This window comes from Rhodothermales bacterium, from assembly GCA_039944855.1.
Lineage (GTDB): Bacteria > Bacteroidota > Rhodothermia > Rhodothermales > JANQRZ01 > JBBSMX01.
Map to the genome: position 1 here is coordinate 135,336 of JBDUXZ010000031.1, position 21,258 is coordinate 156,593.

At 68.3% G+C, this 21,258-nt stretch carries 18 protein-coding genes; all 18 read left to right on the top strand.

Annotated elements, in window-relative coordinates; genetic code table 11:
- Positions 1-176: 176 nt before the first annotated feature.
- Positions 177-1,553, top strand: coding sequence for an FHA domain-containing protein (locus ABJF88_16005; protein MEP0548441.1), 1,377 nt, complete (start codon positions 177-179; stop codon positions 1,551-1,553).
- Between the two features lie 35 nt (positions 1,554-1,588).
- Positions 1,589-2,074, top strand: a complete 486-nt coding sequence (gene tssJ, locus ABJF88_16010; protein MEP0548442.1) for a type VI secretion system lipoprotein TssJ — start codon at positions 1,589-1,591, stop codon at positions 2,072-2,074.
- Positions 2,075-2,183: 109 nt separating this feature from the next.
- Positions 2,184-3,539 (top strand): type VI secretion system baseplate subunit TssK, encoded by a 1,356-nt coding sequence (gene tssK / locus ABJF88_16015; protein ID MEP0548443.1) that lies wholly within the window; start codon positions 2,184-2,186, stop codon positions 3,537-3,539.
- 12 nt (positions 3,540-3,551) lie between these two features.
- The gene (gene icmH / locus ABJF88_16020; protein ID MEP0548444.1) at positions 3,552-4,277 is read left to right on the top strand and encodes a type IVB secretion system protein IcmH/DotU; all 726 of its coding nucleotides are present in this window, start codon (positions 3,552-3,554) and stop codon (positions 4,275-4,277) included.
- Between the two features lie 108 nt (positions 4,278-4,385).
- Positions 4,386-8,003, top strand: coding sequence for a type VI secretion system membrane subunit TssM (gene tssM, locus ABJF88_16025; GenBank protein ID MEP0548445.1), 3,618 nt, complete (start codon positions 4,386-4,388; stop codon positions 8,001-8,003).
- Between the two features lie 35 nt (positions 8,004-8,038).
- Positions 8,039-9,007, top strand: coding sequence for a type VI secretion system-associated protein TagF (tagF, locus tag ABJF88_16030; GenBank protein ID MEP0548446.1), 969 nt, complete (start codon positions 8,039-8,041; stop codon positions 9,005-9,007).
- Between the two features lie 8 nt (positions 9,008-9,015).
- Positions 9,016-10,710 carry a type VI secretion system protein TssA gene (tssA, locus tag ABJF88_16035; GenBank protein MEP0548447.1) on the top strand — a complete coding sequence of 565 codons (1,695 nt, stop codon included), beginning with the start codon at positions 9,016-9,018 and terminating at the stop codon, positions 10,708-10,710.
- A 145-nt stretch (positions 10,711-10,855) separates the two neighbouring features.
- The gene (tssB, locus tag ABJF88_16040; protein ID MEP0548448.1) at positions 10,856-11,374 is read left to right on the top strand and encodes a type VI secretion system contractile sheath small subunit; all 519 of its coding nucleotides are present in this window, start codon (positions 10,856-10,858) and stop codon (positions 11,372-11,374) included.
- Positions 11,375-11,430: 56 nt separating this feature from the next.
- Positions 11,431-12,966, top strand: a complete 1,536-nt coding sequence (gene tssC, locus ABJF88_16045; protein ID MEP0548449.1) for a type VI secretion system contractile sheath large subunit — start codon at positions 11,431-11,433, stop codon at positions 12,964-12,966.
- A gap of 140 nt (positions 12,967-13,106) precedes the next feature.
- The gene (gene tssD / locus ABJF88_16050) at positions 13,107-13,577 is read left to right on the top strand and encodes a type VI secretion system tube protein TssD (GenBank protein MEP0548450.1); all 471 of its coding nucleotides are present in this window, start codon (positions 13,107-13,109) and stop codon (positions 13,575-13,577) included.
- Between the two features lie 165 nt (positions 13,578-13,742).
- On the top strand, positions 13,743-14,162 hold the full coding sequence (gene tssE / locus ABJF88_16055) for a type VI secretion system baseplate subunit TssE (protein ID MEP0548451.1): 420 nt from the start codon (positions 13,743-13,745) through the stop codon (positions 14,160-14,162).
- Between the two features lie 350 nt (positions 14,163-14,512).
- The gene (gene tssI, locus ABJF88_16060; GenBank protein MEP0548452.1) at positions 14,513-16,693 is read left to right on the top strand and encodes a type VI secretion system tip protein TssI/VgrG; all 2,181 of its coding nucleotides are present in this window, start codon (positions 14,513-14,515) and stop codon (positions 16,691-16,693) included.
- Between the two features lie 8 nt (positions 16,694-16,701).
- Positions 16,702-17,208 (top strand): DUF6484 domain-containing protein, encoded by a 507-nt coding sequence (locus tag ABJF88_16065; protein ID MEP0548453.1) that lies wholly within the window; start codon positions 16,702-16,704, stop codon positions 17,206-17,208.
- An 8-nt stretch (positions 17,209-17,216) separates the two neighbouring features.
- The gene (locus ABJF88_16070) at positions 17,217-18,287 is read left to right on the top strand and encodes a DUF2169 domain-containing protein (protein ID MEP0548454.1); all 1,071 of its coding nucleotides are present in this window, start codon (positions 17,217-17,219) and stop codon (positions 18,285-18,287) included.
- A 14-nt stretch (positions 18,288-18,301) separates the two neighbouring features.
- Positions 18,302-18,763, top strand: a complete 462-nt coding sequence (locus ABJF88_16075; GenBank protein MEP0548455.1) for a DUF4150 domain-containing protein — start codon at positions 18,302-18,304, stop codon at positions 18,761-18,763.
- 3 nt (positions 18,764-18,766) lie between these two features.
- On the top strand, positions 18,767-19,909 hold the full coding sequence (locus ABJF88_16080) for a beta-ketoacyl synthase N-terminal-like domain-containing protein (GenBank protein MEP0548456.1): 1,143 nt from the start codon (positions 18,767-18,769) through the stop codon (positions 19,907-19,909).
- 22 nt (positions 19,910-19,931) lie between these two features.
- On the top strand, positions 19,932-20,636 hold the full coding sequence (locus ABJF88_16085; protein ID MEP0548457.1) for a hypothetical protein: 705 nt from the start codon (positions 19,932-19,934) through the stop codon (positions 20,634-20,636).
- Between the two features lie 41 nt (positions 20,637-20,677).
- Complete coding sequence (locus tag ABJF88_16090) at positions 20,678-21,253, top strand: DUF1629 domain-containing protein (protein MEP0548458.1); 576 nt, start codon at positions 20,678-20,680, stop codon at positions 21,251-21,253.
- The last annotated feature ends 5 nt before the right edge of the window (positions 21,254-21,258 follow it).

Below are 21,258 nucleotides of genomic sequence, written 5' to 3' on the forward strand. Positions count from 1 at the left end.
AAGGGAGGCATCGGGAAGTGCCTCGGCGTCGGCGGCGGGCGCGTCGGGGCTCTCGGCGCGATTCGGTTCGGTGGGAGGGGCGAGGCATCTTGCTTGTTGAGGGCACGCCGCCTACCTTCAGACTCACGCCGGGAGCGCGTGTGTCTGAAGGAATTACTAACGTCCCGAATCGAGCTATGCCGATCAAGCTGCTGGTGACCCACTCCGGGGATAACAATGCCGCGCCGGACGAGTACGTCTTCGACCAGGAGACGGTGATGATCGGGCGGGACAACGCGAACCTCCTCACGCTTCCGGACCCGGCCCGCGTCGTGAGCAAGCACCACGCGGAGATTCGCGAGTCCGACGCCGGCTTCGAGCTCGTCGACCTCGGCAGCAAGAACTTCACCTACCTCAACGGGAAGCGGCTGACCTCGGGCCAGCCCACGCTCCTCAACCCCGGCGACCGCTTCAAGATCGGCGAGTTCGAGGTCCAGTTCTTTCCCGAAGCCCCGAGCGCGCCCGAGGAGCAGCGGACGGTCTTCATCGCGAGCTTCGAAAACCCGTTCGAAGCGTCGGCCGATAAGCTGGCCGAGGTGCTCGGCAACCTCCGCCGGGTCTACGCCGGGGCCGACGCCGGGCAGCGCACGCACGCGCTCCGCGACGCGCTCGAATCCGCGATGATCGGCGGCGGCGACGAGCCGGGCGTGATCGTGGCGAAGCTGCTCGGGGGCGATGCGATGGCCGGGGGGACGGCGTCCGAACCGTTCCCCGCGCCGCCGGCTGCGCTTCCGTACGCTCCGCCACCCGCTCAGGCCGCCCCGCCGGCGGCCCCGGCGAAAGGAGGAGACCCCTTCGCTCAGACCTCGGCGTCGGCGTTCCAGCCGTTCATGCCGCCGTCGGTCCTCCCGGCCGACCTCCCGCCTCAGCTCCCGCCTCAGGCCCCGCCTCAAGCGCCGCCGCCTCAAGCGGCACCGCCGCCCAGCCCGCAAGCCCCGGCGTACACGCCGCCCACCCCTCCGCCCGCTCCCGCGTACGCCCCGCAGGGCGGGCCGGCCCCGGCGGGCGGCCGCGTGTTCGACACGCTCGTCGAGGCCGTCGCCAAGCTCGCGCCCATCCCGTGGCGCTTCCGGCACGAGTTCATCGGGCAGACGATCGTGCAGTCCAGCGAGTCGACGTTCGTGTACGAGATGAACGCCACCGAACTGAAGGCCTATCTGACCGAGCCCCACCCCGACCCGAGCGAGCAGGAGCGCCGGCTCGCGGCGCTGACCGAGGCCACCGACGCCGTCGCCGTGCACCAGCTCGCCATGCTCGACGGGTACAAAGCGAGCGTGCAGCAGGGCGCCAAGCGGCTGCTCGACGAGGTCGACCCCGCGCCGATCGAGGCCGAGGTGGAAGGCAGCGGCGCGATGTACAAAGTGGCCCAGTTCCGCAGCCCGGTCGTGCTCGACCGGCTCAAAGAGATCCACCGCGAGCTCGGCGGCGAGGACTGGTCGGTGGCCGAGCGGCGGGCGTTCCGGCCCGCGTTCATCAAAGCCTACCTCGCCCGCATGACCCGCCGCAAGCTGTAACTCTCCGCTCTCCCCTGTTGAACTCTCCCCGACCTATGCCCTTGCGTTCCCTCTCGCACCGCGTCCTCCACGTGCTCCTCTTCGCGGGCGTGTTCGCCGTTTTCTCTGGGTGCCGGAGCTCGGCTCCGCCGCCGCCGCCGCCGCCGGAGCCGCCGCTGACGGTGACGGTCGTGGGGGGGAGCGACCTCAACGGGGGCGGCAACGCCGCCGTGCTGCGGATCTACCAGCTCGCCGGCGACGCCAACTTCCAGCGCGCGCCCGTCCAGGCATTCTGGCAGAGCGACGAGCAGGTACTCGGCAGCGAGCTCCTCGGCGCCAAGCGCGAGGTGCTCCTGTTCCCCGAGAGCACCGAGATCGTCCGGATCGTCCTCGACGAAAAAACGCAGTTCCTCGCGATCGCGGCCGACCTCCGGGACCCCGACCCCGACCACTGGCGCGAGATCTACCCGGTCTCCGACGTGCGGGGTAAGGCTATGGCTGTGGTCGTCGGTGAGAACCGGCTCTTCGTGCGCGTGGAGTGAGCGAGGGCCGGCAGGAATAGGCTTGAGAAGCGCTCGGTTTCTCGTACTTTATGCCGAAAGGCGGACGCGCGCGGATGGGCCGCGCGCTCAGGATTAGATCGGACCCACTATGGCGCAGGAGCGCAGCAAAGTTGTCTGGTACGAGGGGATGACCCTCGACCCCCACCACCTCCAACAGTGGGACCGCTACCACCGCGACGTGCTCAACGCGCGCGTCGGCGCGATGATGCGGCACGGGTGGGGCGTGACGGCGCTCTCGATCGACGAGGAGCGGCTGGCGAACGGGGAGGTCGCCCTCCTGCGGTGCGCCGGCGTGATGCCCGACGGCTTCCCCTTCGACCTCCCCAGCGATGGGCCGCTGCCCGAGCCGCGGAGCATCGCCGAGAGCTTCGCCGCGACGGGCTCCGGCATGTCGATCCTGCTCTCGCTCCCGGCCGAGCGGCCGAGCGGAGGCAACGTCGCTCGCAACGGCGCCGCCGCTGCCCGCGCGACCCGCTACGCCTCCACCTCTGTCAAGCTCCCCGACGAGAACACGGGGGCCGACGAGCGCGAGGTCGAGGTCGCCCAGCCGAAGTTCCGCATCGGGTTCGCGAGCGAGGGGCTCCAGGAGTTCACCTCGATCCAGATCGCCGAGGTCACCCGCAACGACTCGGGGCTGTTCGAGCTGCGCGAGTCGTTCGTGCCGACGTGCCTCAGCATCGGGGCCTCGGCGCGGCTGATGCAGCTCGCGCGGCGGGCGCTCGAACTCCTCGTCGCTCGGAGCACGACGCTCGCCGAGCGGTGGCGCGGCGTCACGCAGCAGCGCGAGCTCTCGCCGGCCGACCTCACGGTCCTCGGGCTCCACCTCGCCGCGAGCACCTACGTCCCCCTCCTGAACCACCACCACGCCGGGGCGGGCAGCCACCCCGAAGCGCTTTACACGACGCTCCTCGCCCTCGCCGGCCATCTCACCGCCTTCACCCCCGGTGTCTCGACGGCCCCCCGCGACTACCCCGTCTACAACCACGCCGACCTCACGGCCTGCTTCGGCGCGCTCGACGCGATCCTGATGGAGGTGCTCGGCGGCGCCGCGCCGAAGGCGAACTACCACCGGATCCCGCTCGAAGAGCAGCGCGAGAACCTTTACGTCGCCCGCCCGGACGGGGCCCTCCTCGAGAAAGCGCAGTTCTTCCTCATCGCCCGCACCGACGTGATCCCCGAGGCGCAGCTCACCCAGACGCTGCCGCAGATGATCCGCGTCGCCTCGCCGGACACGATCGACGCCGTGCTCCGCAGCTACACGCGGGCGCTCAGCGTGGACCACACGAACCGCCTCCCGTCCGGTGTCCCGATGGACGACAAGGCGACGTATTTCCAACTCCAGAAGCGGGGGCCGTTCTGGGAGGCCATCCAGCAGAGCGGCGGCATCGCCCTCTTCATCCCCGCCGAGTTCAGCAGCTTGCAGATGGAACTCATCGCCGCCTGATCCTGACGATCTATGCCCTCTTTCGCTGCGGATACGTCCTCGCTCCGCGTCAGCTTCGACGAGGCTGGCGGCCGGCTCGCCGACGTCTACGCCCCGTGCTTCACCCTCACCCTCCAGCTCCGCGCCGGGCACGAGTTCGGCGACTCCGAGGTGCTGCGGAGCAAGATCAAAGGCCTCCTCGACAAGACGCGCCGCGAGGCCGTCCGCACCGGCCACGCGCCGGAGGACGTGCGCGAGGCCGAATTCGCCCTCGTCGCCTTCCTCGACGAGACGCTGCTTTCGTCGGACTGGAGCCAGAAAGACCGCTGGCTCGCCAAGCCGCTCCAGCTCGAGCTCTTCAACCGCTACGACGCGGGCGAGGAGTTCTTCCACCGGCTCGACGGGCTCCGCGCCAACCCCAGCCTCCACGCCGAGGTGCTGGAGGTGTACTACCTCTGCATGGCGCTCGGCTTCAAGGGCAAGTTCCAGCTCCACGGGCAGGAGCAGCTCCGCGGGCTGATCGAGGAGACGCAGGCCGAGGTGGCGCGTCAGCCGGGCATGAACGCGACGACGCTCGCCCCGCACGGCCAGCCCCGCGACACCGTCGCCGACGAGGTGAAGAGCCGGGTGCCAGCGTGGGTGTTCGTCGCCGTCGCCGTCGTGCTCAGTTTCGTCGTCTACCTCGGCATGAGCTTCTACATCTCCAGCACGGCCGACGAGGTGGCCCAAGACATCGAGTTCGTGATTCAAGACCCCTAAGCGCTCCGGCGCTGCCGGCGAGCCCGTTGTTCCGCATCGCGCCCGCCTCTCCGCTTTCCCGACGCACCGCCCGCCTCCCGATCGAGGCGAACCGCAACCGTTGAATCCATGAAGTGGCTGTTTAAGATGTTCACGAGTCGGGGCTTCCTGATCGCACTGGGGCTCGTGGTGCTGGTCGCGGTCGTCGCGCTCGGCGGGCTCATGCTGGCGTGGTCCCCGGTCGTGACCGGCCTCGTGCTCCTCGTCGTCGTCCTCGTGGTCGGGCTCGTGGTGCTCCTCGTGCGGATGCGGGCGACGAAGGCCGCGAGCGGGCTCGAGCAGCAGATCATGGCGCAGGCCCACGCCCAGCAGCTCAGCGTCCGGCCCGACCAGCAGGCCGAGATCGAGCGGCTCCAGCAGGACCTGGAGCGGGCCATCGAGACGCTCAAGCAGTCGAAGCTCGGGAAGAAGGGGTGGATGCCGGGCGGCGGGAAGGCCGCGCTCTACGCCCTCCCGTGGTACCTCTTCATAGGCCCGCCGGGCTCGGGGAAAACGACGGCGATCACGCAGTCCGGGCTCAACTTCCCCGTCGGGACCAACCGCGTGCGTGGCGTCGGCGGAACGCGGAACTGCGACTGGTTCTTCACCGACCAGGCGATCCTCCTCGACACGGCTGGCCGCTACGTCACCGAGTCCGAGGACACCGAGGAGTGGCTCGCTTTCCTCGACACGCTGAAGAAGCACCGGAAGGAGCGGCCCATCAACGGCGTCCTCGTCGGCATCGCCCTCGACGAGCTCGCCGACGCCTCGCCCGCCGAGATCGAGCGCCACAGCGAGACGATCCGCGCCCGCATCGACGAGCTCGTGAAGCACCTCGGCCTCCGCTTCCCCGTCTACCTCCTCTTCACGAAGGCCGACCTCCTCCAGGGCTTCGTCGAGTTCTTCGGCGAGTTCGGGCGGAAGGAGCGCGAGGCGATCTGGGGCGCGACGCTCGACGACGACCCGAAGACGGCCCCCCGCGCCGTGTTCGAGCAGGAGTTCGACGCGCTCGCGGGGGCGCTCTCCAGCTTCCGCTCGAAGCGGCTCCGCCGCGCGATGAAGCGCGAGGACCGGAAGCTCGTCTACAACTTCCCCCTCCAGTTCGCCGGGCTCAAAGAGAACCTCGCCCGCTTCGTCGAGGGGCTGTTCCAGCCGAACCCGTACCAGGAGACGCCGATCTTCCGCGGGTTCTACTTCTCCAGCGGGACGCAGGAAGGCGTGCCGATCGACCTCGTGATCCGCGCGATCGAGGCCGAGTTCGGCCTCCCGCCCGACATCGCCCCGCTCGACGTGGCGACTGAGGCGAAGAGCTACTTCATCAAAGACGTCTTCACCGACGTCGTGGTGCCGGACCGGCCGCTCGCGCGGCGGACCTCGCGCGCGGCCTCGCAGCAGCGCCTCGCGAAGGCGGGCACGTCGATTGCCGCCGTCGTCCTCCTCATCCTCTTCCTCCTCGCCACGTCGCAGGCCCTCGTCCGCAGCAAGATCGACCTCAACAGCGTGAGCGAGGCCTCGGCTGCCGCCGCGACCGTCCGGTGGGACGAGAGTCGGCCGAGCACCGAGGACCTCGAAAAGATTCAAGGGCTACGCGCCGAACTCGACCGGCTCGACGGGGGCCCGCCGCTCCTCCAACTCGGCCTCAACCGGCGGGGGACCGTGCTCGAACCGGCCCGCCGGCTCTACCGCGCGAGGGCGCGTGCCTTCGTCGAGGCGTACCCCCTCGCCGCGCTCCGCCGCAACCTCGCGATCGCGTCGACGGCTCAGGACGATCCCCTCGCCCGGCAGAACACGTACGACGACCTCAAGGCGTACCTCCTCATGACGAGCGAGGCCGCCCGGCTCACGGAGGACCCCGAGGCGAACTTCCTCCAGCGCTACCTCGCCGACGTCACGCGGACCTCACTCTACGGGCCCGACTCCACGGCCGTGCTCCCCGCCGCCGCGATGCAGATCGACGAGCAGGTGGCGGCGTTCGTGAGCGCACTGCGCGAGGGCGAAGCGCAGCCCTTCTCGCCCGACGAGCCGACGGTCGGCCGCGTTCGCTCGCTCATCTACGAGCAGCCGACGATCGCCGGCGTCTATGCCCGCATCCGCAGCGAGGGGAACGCCACGCTCCCCGAGTTCCGCCTCGCCGACGCGATCCCCGGCCGCTTCCTCAGCATCTTCCAGACCGGCGGCGATGAGGCCGAGGGGCTCGGCGGCCCGCGCGTCCCCGGCTTCTTCACCCAGCGCGGCTGGCAGGAGTTTGCGAAGGCGGCGTTCGAGGAGGAGAGCGAGGACCCCTCGCGCGACGACTGGGTGATGGGCCGGACCTCGGGCACGCTTCCGCCCGAGATGATGGACCCCGCGCTGATGCTCGACCGCTTGCAGTCGACGTACTACGCCGAGTATGCCGCCGCGTGGCAGCAGTTCATGCGCAACGTCCGCTACGACTCGTTCGGCGACGCCCGCGACGCCGTCCGCACGCTCGACGAGCTCTCGAACACGACGGACTCGCCCCTCCTCTACCTCCTCGCCGCCGTGACCGAGCAGACCTCGTTCGCGAGCCTCGACCTGCCGGGCGGCGACCTCGCCGACGACGTGGCCGACGCCGCGCGCCGTCGCGTCAACCGCGCCGCCCGCCGCGTCATCGGCGGCCGGACGAGCGCGGGGCTCGACAACGGGGAGGAGAGCGCGCACCCCGTCGCCCGGCAGTTCGGCGGGCTCCACGCGTTGCTGGCGCAACAGGCGGCCAGCGGCGGCGGGGCGCCTGAGCTTTACCAGGCGCTCGAAAGCCTCGGCCAAGTCTCCGGCGTGCTCGGCGGGGCCGCGGCCGACCCGGCGCAGGCGGCCGAGTTCGCCGCCGCCATCATCGAGCAGAACGGGGGCGAGCTCGACGGCGCGCTCCGCTCCGTCCGCAACGGCCTCCGCCGCCTTGACGCGGATGTGCGGCGGACGCTCTTCGAGCAGCCGATTGCCGTGGCGTGGGGCTCCATTCTCGGCGCCGCGCAACGCCACCTCAACGACCGCTGGCGCGACGAGGTCGTCGGGCCGTTCAACGCCACGCTCGCCGGGCGCTACCCCTTCGATGCGAGCAGCCCGCAGGAGGCCCCGCTCGGCGACTTCGAGCGGTTCTTCCGCCCGCGCGACGGCACGCTCGCGCTCTTCTACGACGAGGCGCTCGCGCCCTACCTCACGCGCGACGGCCGGCCCCGCGCGTGGGAAGGCCGCTCGATCGGGATCTCGGGCCGGGCCGAGGCCGCGATCAGCCAGGCCCGCGAGATCGGCGAGGCCCTCTTCAGCGGCGGCGCGCTCCAACTCGACTTCGAGATGCAGGCAGAGGTGCCCGAGCGCGACGGTGGCGCCCCGCCCGCGAGCCAGGTCTACATCTCGCTCCACGGGCAAGAGGACGCCTATCGGATGGGCTCCTACCGGCCGTGGGTGCCGTTCTCGTGGCCCGGTCGCCCCGGCGCGCTCCTCTCGATCTCGACGCAGCAGGGCGACCTCCCGGCCAAAGAGTTCACGGGCGACTGGGCGTTGTTCCGGCTCCTCCAGCAGGCGCAGGTCCGCCGCGCCTCGTCCACGCAGTACGAGCTCCGCTGGCCGTTCCGGCAGCCCGGCAGCTACTCCCTCACGGCGCAGTACACCCTCCGCGCCAAGAGCACATCGGCCCCGTTCGGCAACCCCAGCGGGTTCTTCACCTTCGAGCCTCCGCAGACGCTGAACTAGCCGCGGCAGCGGCTCGGCCCTTACCCACCGTCCCCATGCAGGTAGCTTCCCCCGGCGCGTCGTGCTTTGGCAAGCTCCCGACCCACGGCGATTTCCTTCGGTATAACGCGAGCGGTCGGGCCATGCAGGCGTTCGACGCCTGGGTCCAGCAGGGGATCGTCGAGGCGCAGCGTCAGCTCGGGCAAGAGCTCATCCCGGCGTTCGAGCAGGCCGGGACGACGTGCTTCTTCTTCGACGCGCCGAACGTGCCGCACGTCCTCACGGGAGCGTTCCGCCCGAGTCGCGACCGGTCGGGCCGGCGCTACCCGTTCCTCGTGGCCGTCGAGGTCGAGAAGCGGACGGTCGAAGGGCGGCGGATACCGGGGTGGCCCGATCGGTACGAGCGATTTTTCCGCGCGGCGGCCCTGCTCGTCGACGAGGCCGTGGACGGGCGGCTCGAAGAGGGCGAGTTGCCCGAGCGACTCGCCTTCCTCCGAGCGATCCACGACGCCACCCCGTTCTCGGTCGACTACGAGTTCCGGCTCCGGCAGGCCTCCGCCCAGGAGTTGTGGGCGCGGACGTGGGGCGACGCCGAGGACGGCCGGAAGTACGTCCTGCTGAAGAACCTCACCGAGGCCTTCGGCGCCGCCTCGAACGGGCGCTCGGCGAAGCTCCCCGGCGTGCTCGACCTCCCCCTGCCGGTGCCCCCGCGCGGGCTCGACGTGAGCTTCTGGCTAGAGGCGTGCTGGCACCTGCTCGGGTCGCCGCCGGACTACACAGCCGTGTTCTGGACGTCCGTGGGCGCCGCCGCCGAGGCGCGGATGCTCGTCACCTCGGCGCCGCCGCCGGCCGCCGTCTTCCCGCACCTCCTCACGGCCGGGTCCGGCCCCGGCGTGCTCGCGCTCGACGACGCCGCCGGGCAGCCGGCCGCGCTCGCCGCGCTCGCGCTCCCCGCCCGCTTCGGCACGCTACTCGAAGACGAGGCCCTCACCCTCTACACCTTCCTCCACCGGCTCAGCCCGTAATTCCCCCTATGGCCGACGACATCGAAGCGCCTGAGACTGAAGCTCCCGAGACCGACGCTTCCGCCGCCGAAGAGCCGGAGGCGGAAGCGGCAGAACCCGAACCCGAGGCGGCGGAGCCGGAGCCGGAAGAGCCCGCGCTCTCGCCCTTCCTCCAAGCCGTTCTCGACCCGATCTCGCCCTCGAACCCCGTCGGCGACGACGTGAAGTACGAGGACAGCTTCCAGCAACTCAAAGCGGAAGTGGACAAGGTCCAGAGCGCGGGCGCCGAGGCCGACTTCGACCGCATCGTCGAGCTCGGTCGGAAGGTGGTGACGACGCTGTCGAAGGACCTCACCGCGGCGTCGTACCTCGGCTTCGGCCTCCTCCGCACGCAGGGGCTGGGGGGGCTGGACGAGAGCGCGAGCGTCGTCCGCATCCTGTGCGAGACGTACTGGGACGACCTCTACCCGCCGACGCGGCGGATGGTCGCTCGGAAAAACGCGCTCCAACTCCTCATCGATAAGTCGTACGAGTGGCTCGAACCGTACAAGCCGAAGAAGGGCGACGGCCCGGCGCTCGACCGCGCGCTCGCGGCCTACAAGTCGATCCAGGCGATTGCGGCGGAGCAGATGGGGGAGGACGCCCCCGTTCTCAGCCGCGTCACCAAGATGATCGAGACGAAGCTGCGGGCCGTCCCCAAAGACGCGCCCCCGCCGCCGCCGCCCTCGGCGAGCGGAGGGGAGAAGGCGGGCGGTTCCGCATCGTCCTCGACCTCCTCCGCGGGGGGCGGCGACGCCGGCCCCGCCGAACTCCGCTCGCCGCAGCAAGCGGCTACGGTCGTGCTGAACGCGGTGACGTTCCTGCGCCAGCATAACAAGACCGACGCGACGCCGCTGCGGCTCGCGCGGGCGCTCCGGTGGGGCGCGCTCGTCGCCGCGCCGCCGGCTGAAAACGGGAAGACGCTCATCCCGCCCTTCGTCGAGCAGCGGAAGACGTACCTCGCCGGCTTGCTCAGCCGCGCGGAGTACCTCGAACTCGCCGAGGAGGCCGAGACGTCGTTCTACGAGCAGCCCTTCTGGCTCGACCTCCAGCGCTACCTCGTCACCGCTTTCGACGCGCTCGGCGCCCCGTTCGCGGCGGCGCGGGACGGCGTGATCGACGACGTCGCCGGCCTCATCCGCCGGTTCCCGAACGTGAGCACCCTCACCTTCGCCGACGGCACGCCGTTCGCCGACGGGGCGACGCAGGAGTGGATCGAGACCCGCGTCCGGCCCGCGCTCGGCGGCGGCGACAGCGGCGGCGCGTCCTCCGGCGCGGGCGGGAGCGAGGCGCTCGAAGAGGCCTACGCCGAAGCCCGGTCCCACCTCGGCAAAGGCGACCTCGCCGCGGCGATCGCCGCACTCGGCGACGCGTCCGACGCGTCGGGCCGCGACCGCTTCCGCCGCCGCCTCTACCTCGCCGCGCTTTGTGCTCGCGGGGGCCGGCCGGCCGTCGCTCGGCCGCTCCTCGAAGGGCTCGAAGCCGAGATCGCGGCGCATCGGCTCGACGCGTGGGAGCCGGCCCTCGCAGTCGAGGTGTGGACAGCGCTCCACGGGTGCTACGTCGCGCTCGAACGGAGCGCGAGCCCCGACCAGAAACCCACCTTCATCCAGGCCGCCGCCCGCGTGTTCGAGCGGGTGTGCGCGACGGAGCCGGGGCGGGGCCTCGCCTTGCTAGGCTCCTAGGGTGGAGACCGGAAATAGTGAGGAGATAACCTTGCACTTTGTTGTTTTTTTAATACCTTCCAAGTCCCGTGTAGGCACGTCCTGAAGGGCACGTCCCGCCCTCGGTGTCACGCCCCAACGACCGATCCTATCCAGAGGTATCCCTATGGCTCAGAGCTTCCAGCGTGAGAAACCCCCCGCCCGCGTCAACCTCTTTCTCGAGGTGTCCAAGGGCGACGCCCAGCAGAAAATCGAGCTCCCGATGCGGCTCATGGTGCTCGGCGATTACAAGGGCCGGTCCGACAGCACGCCCCTCGCCGAGCGCGAGTTGATCAACCTCAACAAGGACAACTTCGAGGACGTGCTGAAGTCGATGGACGCCAAGCTCGAGTACGCCGTCGAGGACACGTTCAAGGGCGGCGACGAGGAGATGAAGGTCGAACTCGACATCACCTCGATGAAGTCGTTCGACCCCGAGGAGGTGGCGAAGCAGGTGCCCCAGCTCAACCGCATGCTCGCGATGCGGAACCTCCTCCAAGACCTCCGCAACCGCGTCGTCTCCGCCAACGACTTCCGCAAGCAGCTCGAGGGCATCGTCAAGGACGAGAAAGCGCTCGAGAAGCTCGCCGCCGAACTCGACCAGTTCGTGCAGAAGACCGACAGCGAATCCGAGGAAGAAGCTTAAGAGCCTCCTCCTCCCGCGCACTCACTCCGCCCACGACCAGACCCGCAGAACCCATCATGGCTGAAGCTCAACAGGAAGGCGTCGCCCAGGCAGGCACGACCGAGACCGAAGACAAGGGGAGTATCCTCGATTCCATCTTCCAGCAAGTCGCCGTCAGCGCGCCCGAGGGGCAGGTCGACGTCGGCGAGTTCGACGACGTCAACAGGAACGCGGACAAGCCGCGCGGGGCCGTCGTCGCCGCCGCCCTCCGCGTCTTCGTCGACGCCGTGCACGACCTCGAGGGGCCCGTCGAGAAGGTCGACAAAGAGCTCATCGACTCGATGGTGGCGCAGCTCGACCACAAGCTGTCCCAGCAGCTCGACGCCATCATGCACCACGACAAGTTCCAGGAGATGGAGTCGGCGTGGCGCGGGCTGAAGTTCCTCGTGGACCGGACGGACTTCCGGAAGAACGTCAAGATCGAGATGATCAACTGCTCGAAGGAGGACCTCCTCGAGTCGTTCGAGGACGCCCCCGAGCTCACGCAGTCCGCGCTCTACCGGCACGTCTACACGAACGCCTACGACCAGCCCGGCGCGGACCCGTACAGCGCGATCGTGACGAACTACGAGTTCAAAAACACGGCGCAGGACATCGCCATCATGCAGCAGGCCTCGAAGGTCGCGGCGGCGGCGCTCTGCCCGTTCGTGGCGTCCATTGGGCACGAGTTCTTCGGGAAGGAGTCGATGGCGGAGTTCAAGAAGATCCCCGACATCTCGGCCCACATGGAGACCGTCGACTTCGTGAAGTGGAACGCATTCCGCGAGACGCCGGACGCGCGCTACCTCGCGCTCACGTTCCCCCGCTTCATGCTCCGCCTCCCCTACGGGCAGGACACGGTTCCCGTTAAGAACTTCAACTACAACGAGGAAGTCACCGGCGACGATCACGACAAGTACCTCTGGGGCAACGCCTCCTTCGCCTTCGCCTCGAACATGGTGCAGGCGTACGTCCGCGATGGCTGGAGCGTGCAGATCCGCGGCCCGCAGAGCGGCGGCAAAGTCGCCGACCTCCCGGTCCACCTCTACGACGTGGGCAAAGGCAAGCAGATGAAGATCCCGACCGAGGTCCCGATCTCGGAGACGCTCGAGTTCGAGTGCGCCAACCTCGGCTTCATCCCGCTCTCGATCTACGAGGGCAAGGACTTCGCCTGCTTCTTCTCGGCCAACACCACGCAGTCGCCGCAGCTCTACGATGACCCCGAGGCGACGGCCAACAGCCGCATCAACGCCCGGCTCCCGTACGTCATGCTCGGCTCGCGCATCGCGCACTACCTCAAGGTGCTTCAGCGTGAGAACATCGGCGCGACGAAGGACTCCGGCAAGATCGAGGCGGAGTTGAACAAGTGGCTCAGCGGGCTCGTCACGAAGATGCCGAACCCGAGCGAGGCAATGATCGCGAAGTACCCCCTGCGCAGCGGGCAGGTGAAGGTCCAAGACATCGAGGACAACCCCGGGTTCTACCGCGTGGAGATGGCGATCATGCCGCACTTCCAGATCGAGGGCATGGACATCAACCTCTCGATGGTGAGCAAGATGCCGAAGGCGAAGTAATCTGTTGTTTTTTGTAACGCTCGTGTCCCTTTGAGAGGGGGGGCTCCGTTTCCTCTCATGACATTCGAAGCCACACTTTCCGGCCTCGCCGGTCCGCTTCATCCGCGTCACTCACTCATCCACTGCTAGGAGGTTTCACCATGGCCCTCGAAGCCGCACTCTACTACTCGAACGACATCGTAGGCTCCAACACCAAGGGGGGGCGCGCCGACTCCTCCCCGGTGATCGAGTTCGAACACGAGGTCTACTCTCCCACGGACGACCAGCGGGGCATCGTCAGCGGCGCCCGCGTCCACGGGAACGTTATCCTGACGAAAGAAATCGACACCGCTTCGGCGAACCTGTACAAGGCGTGCTGCAATGGCGAGACCCTCGACGAGCTGAAGATCGAGTGGTACGAGATCAGCCCGACCGGGCAGGAGCAGGTCTACTTCACGCACACGCTGACAAATGTGAAGGTGGCGGGCGTCGAGCAGATCCTCCCGAACACGAAGGACCCGAACAAGGAGAAGTTCCGCCACCTCGAGCGCCTGAAGCTGCTCTACGAGCGGATCAACTGGAAGCACGAAGGGGGCTACGAGTACGAAGACGCGTGGACCGACGAGCAGTAACGAGCACGGTCGCTTCGCCTCCGAAAGCCGCTCCGATCCATGGCCCACTTGGGCCGCGAGGGTCGGGCGGCTTTCGCTCTATTTCTGCCTCCCCGTAGTTTTCTTACTCGAACAGGGGGCGCCTCACGGAGCCTCACCCCCCCCGCATATCGTCCCCGATGCCCCATGAAAGCCAGTCTCTATGACGTTTTGCGCGGCACCTTCGGCGACGGCCGCCGGATCGCGAGCGTGAGTCCGGACGCGTGGCGGGAGAAGAGCATCCTCTCCAACCTCGACCGTCTGATGAACACGCGGCGGGGGGCGTTGTCTCACCTCCCTGACTTCGGGCTGCCGGACCTCTCCGACGTGTACCGGGACATGCCAGGATCGATCGGGGAGCTCCAGCGATCGGTCGAGGCGGCCGTCGAGGTCTTCGAACCCCGCTTGCGCCGCGTCCGTGTGGAGCACCAAGCGACGGACCGCTACGCCATGCAGCTCGTGTTCCTGCTGACGGCCGAGACGTTGGAGGGAGAGCGGGTACGCTTTAAGACCACGTTTTCCTCGGAAGAGGAAGCCCACGTGTCTCCTGTGGTAGCAGCGCAGTAGTCGGAGCGCGGAGTTGGCACGATGGGGATGCCGTGGCGTCCTTTCAAAGAGCGGCCCCCGGTGGGACCGCTCTTCGTTTATGAGGTGCGCAGCCCCGCCTTCGCCGTGGCTGCCCGTATTGCCTTTGAGAGAGGCATGGCGTCGTTTCAGTCGTGAGCCCCTGCCGACAGACAAGGCTTCAGTACGGTAGCAGCGGGAGGTCGCCCAGCTAGAAAGGGGCGCGAGCAAGTCGCACCGGCGCGCTCGCTTTCTAGATTTGGAGCGCTCCTCCCAGTAGCGGAGGATCCGCATCGCGAGGTTCTGCCCTGGGATATGATAGCGCTCGCCCATTTACTCATTTCGTGCACACGATGGCACCGCTCGCAGCTAATACCGCTCGCTTCTCATTCTCTACGGCCCAACTCGCAGAGGGCAAGCTCGACGTCGTCTCGTTCGTCGGGCACGAGGCCATCTCGCAGCCGTTCCACTTCACATTGGATCTGCTCGCCGATAACCCGTCCGTTCCGTTCTCCGACGTCGTTGACCAGCCGGCGACGCTCGTGATGGAGGGGAACGAAGGGGTGCGGTCAGTCCACGGTGTCGTAGCGCATTTCGAGCAGGGTGGGAAGGTGGGGGACTACTATCGCTATCAGGCTGTGCTCGTCCCTCGGCTGTGGCGGCTCTCGCTGACCCACCAGAGCCGCATCTTTCAGGAGATGTCGGTGCCGGACATCGTCGAGCGCGTGCTGAAGGAGGACGGGTTCTCCCCGAGCGACGTCGAGTTCCGCCTCTCCGGCTCGTACCCGCCGCGCGAGTACTGCACGCAGTATCAGGAGACCGACCTCGCCTTCGTCTCCCGCCTCCTCGAACACGAGGGGCTGTGCTACTTCTTCGAGCAGGACGACAGCCGCGAGCTCCTCGTCATCACCGACGACCGGAGCCACCATCCGCCCATCGACGGCGATAACACGGTGGCGTACCGGACGATGTCCGGGATGGCGCAGCCCCACGAGGAGACGATTCAGGAGTTCCTCTTCCGCGAGCACCTCGTCACCGGCAAGGTCATCCTCAAGGACCACAACTACCGTACACCTGAGGAAGACCTCCGCGTCGAGTCCCAGATCAGCGACGAACTGCCCGGCGTCTACTACGAGTACGGTCCGCACTACCAGGACGTGACGGAGGGGAAGCGGCTCGCCCGCATCCGCAACCAGGAGATCGAGTGCCGTCGCCGGATCGCTCAGGGCGAGGGGACGTGCGCGCGGCTCGCGAGCGGTCACACCTTCAAGCTCGACCAGCACTACCGCCTCGACCTCAACCACGACTACCTCATCACCGAGGTCCGGCACTACGGCTCGCAGCGCAACCTCGTGAGCATGCAGGCGGGGGAGGGCACCGAGTTGCCGTACCGCAACGCATTCACCGCGATCCCGGCGAGTGTGCCGTTCCGACCCTCCCGGGTGACGCCGGAGCCCACGCTCCCCGGCGTGATGACGGCGAAGGTGGAGACCGGCGGCGGTGCCTACGCCCACCTCGACGACCAGGGCCGCTACCACGCCAAGATGGACTTCGATCTGGGCGACGCCGGGGACGGGACGGCCTCGCTGCCGATCCCGATGAACCAACCGTACTCCGGCCCGGGCTTCGGCATCCACTTCCCGAACCACGCCGGCACCGAGATGATCTGGGCCTGTCTCAACGGCGACGTGGACCGCCCGTTCGCCCTCGGCACCCTCCCCAATCCGTCCCACACATCGCCTTCGACGGTCGACAACCCGGAGCAGAACGTCATCCGAACCTGGGGCCTGAACGAACTGACGTTCGACGACAAGCAGGGGGCGGAGAACATCTACATGCTCGCCACCAAGGACCACACGGTCGAGGTGACGAACGACGAGACGATCACCGTCGGCCACGACCAGGCGCTCTCGGTCGGCAACAATCAGGAGATCAGCGTCGGGGTCAACCGGGACAAGACGGTCGGATCGAATCAGAGCGAGACGGTCGGCGCGAACAAGACGATCAACGTCGGTGGCAACCACAACGAAACGATCGGCGGCAACATGACGCAGACCGTCGGAGCGTCGAAGTCGGAGAACGTCGCCGTTGCGAAGTCGCTCGCGGTCGGGGCGGCGTATCAGGTGACGGTGGGCGCGGCGATGAACGAGACCGTCGGCGGAGCGAAGATGGAGGAAGTGGGCGCGCTGAAAAGCGAGTCTGTCGGAGGGAATAAGAGCGAGTCTATCGGTGGCTCGAAATCGGTGTCGGTGGGGAAGAGCCTCTCGGTCGACGTCGGCGACAGCCAGACGGTGCAGATCGCCAAAGACCTCAGCGTCGAGGTGGGCGGCAAGCACACCGAGGAGATCGCCAAAGAGTGGGTGGTGAGCGCGAAGAAGATCCAGTTCACGGCGCAGGACGAGATCGTATTGAAGACGGGCAAGGCCGAGATCATCATGAAGAAGAACGGCGACATCACCATCAAGGGCAAGAAGATTGAGGTGAAGGGGAGCGGCGATGTGGTCCTCAAGGGCAGCAAGATCAAACAGAACTGAGCGAGCCGATGGAAGCGAAACGACAGCCCGAGGCCGGTGGCCCGGAACTCCTCGATGCTCCGCTTGCCACGGCGAGCGGCCTCTGCCTCGGCACGCTGGTTAGCGCCGTGCCCGGCGCAGGGCTGCGGGTGGTCTACCCCGGCCCCCACGGCTGGGACCCCGTCGAGGCCCACGCGACCGTCACCGTGACGCCGAGCGATGTCGGGCGGCAGGTCGTACTCGCCTTTCCCGGCGACCCCCGGCGGCCGGTCGTCCTCGGCGTGCTCCAGCCGAACCCCGTGCGCGCCGACGACGCGGAAGCGCAGGCAGCCGGGACGCTCCCCGAGCGTGCGCGGCAGGTCCGCGTCGACGGGCAGACGGTGGAGATCGAAGCGGAGCGCGAGCTCGTGCTCCGGTGCGGGAAAAGCAGCATCACGCTTCGCGCCGGCGGCGAGATCGTCGTCAAGGGCATGAAGATCGTCAGCCGGGCGCGGGCGACGAACAAGATCAAAGGCGGCAACGTGCTCATCAACTGAGGCGAGCGGTGGCAGAGCGAGGACTCACGAATGACAGCCCGTTCGAGGCGCAGGAACTCTTCCTCGCCGACGAGGACGGCCGCGACCTCCTCGCCGTCGTCGTGAAGGCGACGTACGCCATCCGGCCCGACGCGCCGCTCGAACTCGCCGAAGAGCAAGTGCCCATCGACCTCGCCGGCACGTACTACGGCGAGCCGGCCGAGTCGAGCGCACGCTTCGAGCCCGAGGTCGCGTTCGTCAAGCCGGCGACGGACGTCGTGCTCGTCGGCTACGCCTACCCGGACCGGGCAGGGGCACGACAGGTGGACGTGGGATTCCAAGTCGGGGCCGTTCGCAAAACGATCCGCGTCTTCGGAGATCGGCGGTGGGTCTCGCGGCTCGGCGTCGTGCGGCCCGGCGATCCGACGCCCTTCGAGCGGATGCCGCTGGTGTGGGAACGCGCGTTCGGCGGGTGGGACTGGATGGCCGTCGATCCGGCCGACCACGGCGTGGAGCGGCGCAACCCGGTCGGCATCGGCTACCGGAAGACGGTGAAAGGCGCGCACGTTGAAGGCGCGCCGCTACCGAACCTGGAGGACCCGCGCGCGCTCATCGGCGATCCGAAAGACACGCCGGCGCCGGCCGGGTTCGGTTTCGTCGGGCCGCACTGGGAGCCGCGCGCTCGCTACGCCGGGACGTACGACGAGGCGTGGCGGCAAACCCGGATGCCCCTCCTGCCGACGGACTTCGACCGCCGCTTTTTCAACGCCGCCCCGCCGGACCAGATCGCCTCCGGCTACCTCGTCGGCGACGAGTCCGTCGTGATCGCGAATGCGGCGCCGACGCCGTGGCTGAAGTTCCGCCTGCCCGGCGAGCCGCCGCCGCGCATCACCGTAGTCCAGCAAACGGGAAGCGACTTGGGGCTCGAAGCGCGGCTCGACACCGTGATCCTCGACATCGAGGCGATGCGGGTGCTGCTGCTGTGGCGGGCGCACACCCTCGTCCCGGCCGGGCCGCACGGCGTCGCCGAGATCCGCGTCCGGCCGCACGAGCAGTCGGCCCATGCCGTGCCTGCCCCCGTCCTCATCCCCGTCAGCTAGCCGAGCCCAATGTCATGGGAGTCACCGTAGGCGTCAACCAACTCTCCGTCGTCCACAAGTCGAGCAACGGCATCGCGATCGCGTTCCCGGACGTGTGCAAGACGCCCGCCCCGCCCGCGCCGCCGATCCCGATCCCGTACCCCAACATCGCGAAGTCCGGCGACACGGCGAAGGGGAGCAAAAAGGTGACGTGCGACGGCAACCCGATCTGCCTCAAGGATTCCAATTTCAGCACGAGCGTCGGCGACGAGCCGGGGACGCTCAAGGGCCTCGTCTCGCAGAAGACGAAGGGCAAGGCCGAGTTCGTCAACTTCAGCTTCGACGTGCAGGTGGAGGGGAAGAACGTGGCGCGCGCGCTCGACCTCATGCTGCACAACGACAAAAACACGCCGCCCTTCCCGCTCATCCAGCCGCCGATCATCAGCATCCCGAGCGATGAGAAGGCGACGTGCTTCCACTGTGGCAAACCGCTCTAGCCGATGGCCGCGACGGAAGACGATAGGGTGGCGATCACCGGCGTGGGCATGGTCGGGGCGCTCGGCCACGACGCCGTTACGAACTGCGCGGCGGCGCGGGCCGGGCTGTCGCGCGCGGAGGAACTCGACGTGCTGAACTTCGCCGGCGACGAGCGGTGGGGCAACGAGCCGGTCGTCGGCCACACGGTCGCGCGGCTCGCCGAGGGCTTCGTGGGGATCGGCAAGCTGGTGCTCCTCGCGGAGACGGCCCTGCGCGACGCCGTGGGCCGGGCCGGTCTGCGCCCCGAGACGAGCGGCGAGACCGGGCTCTTCGTGAACTTCTCCGATCAGTATTTCGAACGCGCGGTGTCGGAGAGAAGACCCGACAGCGGGGGCGATGGCAGTCCTTCCTCTGACGACGCGGCGCTCGAAGCGAGCCGCGCCGATCAGCGTGCGCTCGTCCAGCGGCTTACAGAGCGGAACGGGTGGTCGGCGTCCCACGGCGGCGCGATCCACGGGGGGCACGCCGGTTTTGCGAGCGCGCTGCGCGACGCCCTCCACGCCATCGAAACCGGCGCGCTCGACCGAGCCCTCGTTGGTGGCGTCGATGCGTGCGTCGACCCCCGCGCTCTTGTCGCGGCGGCGGCGTGCGGCGTGCTGAAGACAGCCGCGAACCCCGTCGGCTTCATGCCGGGCGAGGCGGCGGGCTTCGTCGTTCTGGAGCGCGCCCGAACGGCTCGGGCACGCGGCGCTTCGGCCGATGTGCTCGTGGCGTCTCCGGCGCTGGAGCGCGAGGCGTACCACCGTCTCGCCGGGGAGCCGCCGATCGGGCGGGCGCTGGCCCGCGCAGTTGCGGCGGCGCTCGGCGCGTCCGAGGCCGGCGGGGCGGCGGGCTTCGTCGTCGCCGACCTCAACGGCGACCCCTTCCGGGCCCAAGAGTGGGGCTACGCGCTCGTGCGCCTCACCGAGCGGTGGCGCCTCGGCGACCGTCCGCTGTGGCTGCCGGCTATCGCGTTCGGCGAAGTCGGTGCGGCGACCGGGGCCGTCGCGCTCTGCGTGGCCGTGCGAGCGTTGCAGCGCGGGTACGCCCCCGGCGCCCGCGCCCTCGTCGCCCTCGCCGGCGACGACGACCGCCGCGCCGCCTTCTGCGTCACCGCGTCTCACTAACGAAGTCCAGACACCGCGAGCCATGGCTACATCCGACCACGACGACGGCGCCCCGACCGGCGGCTTCAAAGGCACCCGGAACGGCGAGGAGCACATCAACAACTGCGGCGAGGGCTACACGGAGTCCACGACGTTCCCCAAACGAAAGAGCGCGCCCAACGCCAAGTTCTGGGACTCGCACCACCTCGTCATCATCTCGTGCGTCGCCGACGCCCACATCGAGGTCAGCAAGCCGGACAAGACCTACCTCAAGAAGTGCCTCGGCAAGACGAACTGGAATATCAACGCCGGGCCGAACGTGATGGGGCTCGACACGAAGTGGATCTACCTCAAGCACACGATGAACCCCACGGTGTACCCGGAATCGCTCCTGCCGGACAAGCTGCCCTCTCACCGCGTAGACCACACACGGTACAACGACGAGGTCTACAGCTACATGAACGAGGAGGTGTGGAAGACGCTCAAGCAGAAGCGGGAGGATCACCCGAAAGGGGAATCGCTGCAGAAGGAACTGGAGGACGCGAGCAAGTTCTTCAAGAAAGCGCTGGAGAAGCGGGGCAAGCTGCACGATGGGACGCGCCACTGCTGGAAGAACAGAAACGCGGAGGGGATGGAGGATACGTGGTACGAGCCCTTCTCGATGGCGATCGGCGGCGACCCGATCCCGCGGTGCCCGATCCCCGACACATTGAAGCAATACGATGAGCTGTTCCAGGCCATCACGTAACATCGATCCACCCCCAAGACTTCCAACCCAAGAGGATTCCCATGGCATTCGCGTTCTGGAAAACGAGGACGGCACCCGGCACCTGCACGTGCACCGCGCTGCAGGGCTTCGACGAGGAGCACCGCATCGCCTACGCGCAGCCCGTCGCGGACCGCTTCCCCAGCGACACCTCGTACAAGATGAGCGACGAGCGGCCCAACGACATCCAACTCGCTGACGCCATCGCCAACCGCGACAACTACCTCCTCGTCTCGCCCGCACTCCGGGCCTTTCTCGAGGCCGAGGGAGGGGCGCGTGCGGAGTTCCTGCCCACGCAGATCCTCAACCACAAAGGCCGCGTCGCCTCCGACGAGTACGTCATCGTCAACGTCCTCGACGTGCACGACGCCATCGACCTCGACCGCTCCGAGGTGAAGTGGAACAACATCGATCCCGACAAGATCAGTTGGTTCGACGAGCTCGTGCTGGACGAAGAGCGGATCCCGGCGGACTGCCGGATGCTCCGCCTCCAGCACTTCACCAATCGCCTGCTGGTCCGCGAGGATCTGGCCGATGAGATCCGGAATCAAGGGTTCACCGGCGTCTCGTTCGTGGCGACCGAGGGGTTCACGCGGTAGCCACT

Coding starts and splice junctions, on each gene's coding strand:
- ABJF88_16005 (MEP0548441.1), top strand. CDS start 177: ATGCCGATCAAGCTGCTGGTGACCCACTCCGGGGATAACAATGCCGCG.
- ABJF88_16080 (MEP0548456.1), top strand. CDS start 18,767: ATGGCCGCGACGGAAGACGATAGGGTGGCGATCACCGGCGTGGGCATG.
- tssC (MEP0548449.1), top strand. CDS start 11,431: ATGGCTGAAGCTCAACAGGAAGGCGTCGCCCAGGCAGGCACGACCGAG.
- tssB (MEP0548448.1), top strand. CDS start 10,856: ATGGCTCAGAGCTTCCAGCGTGAGAAACCCCCCGCCCGCGTCAACCTC.
- ABJF88_16090 (MEP0548458.1), top strand. CDS start 20,678: ATGGCATTCGCGTTCTGGAAAACGAGGACGGCACCCGGCACCTGCACG.
- icmH (MEP0548444.1), top strand. CDS start 3,552: ATGCCCTCTTTCGCTGCGGATACGTCCTCGCTCCGCGTCAGCTTCGAC.
- tssI (MEP0548452.1), top strand. CDS start 14,513: ATGGCACCGCTCGCAGCTAATACCGCTCGCTTCTCATTCTCTACGGCC.
- tssM (MEP0548445.1), top strand. CDS start 4,386: ATGAAGTGGCTGTTTAAGATGTTCACGAGTCGGGGCTTCCTGATCGCA.
- ABJF88_16065 (MEP0548453.1), top strand. CDS start 16,702: ATGGAAGCGAAACGACAGCCCGAGGCCGGTGGCCCGGAACTCCTCGAT.
- ABJF88_16085 (MEP0548457.1), top strand. CDS start 19,932: ATGGCTACATCCGACCACGACGACGGCGCCCCGACCGGCGGCTTCAAA.
- tagF (MEP0548446.1), top strand. CDS start 8,039: ATGCAGGTAGCTTCCCCCGGCGCGTCGTGCTTTGGCAAGCTCCCGACC.
- tssJ (MEP0548442.1), top strand. CDS start 1,589: ATGCCCTTGCGTTCCCTCTCGCACCGCGTCCTCCACGTGCTCCTCTTC.
- tssA (MEP0548447.1), top strand. CDS start 9,016: ATGGCCGACGACATCGAAGCGCCTGAGACTGAAGCTCCCGAGACCGAC.
- tssD (MEP0548450.1), top strand. CDS start 13,107: ATGGCCCTCGAAGCCGCACTCTACTACTCGAACGACATCGTAGGCTCC.
- tssE (MEP0548451.1), top strand. CDS start 13,743: ATGAAAGCCAGTCTCTATGACGTTTTGCGCGGCACCTTCGGCGACGGC.
- ABJF88_16075 (MEP0548455.1), top strand. CDS start 18,302: ATGGGAGTCACCGTAGGCGTCAACCAACTCTCCGTCGTCCACAAGTCG.
- tssK (MEP0548443.1), top strand. CDS start 2,184: ATGGCGCAGGAGCGCAGCAAAGTTGTCTGGTACGAGGGGATGACCCTC.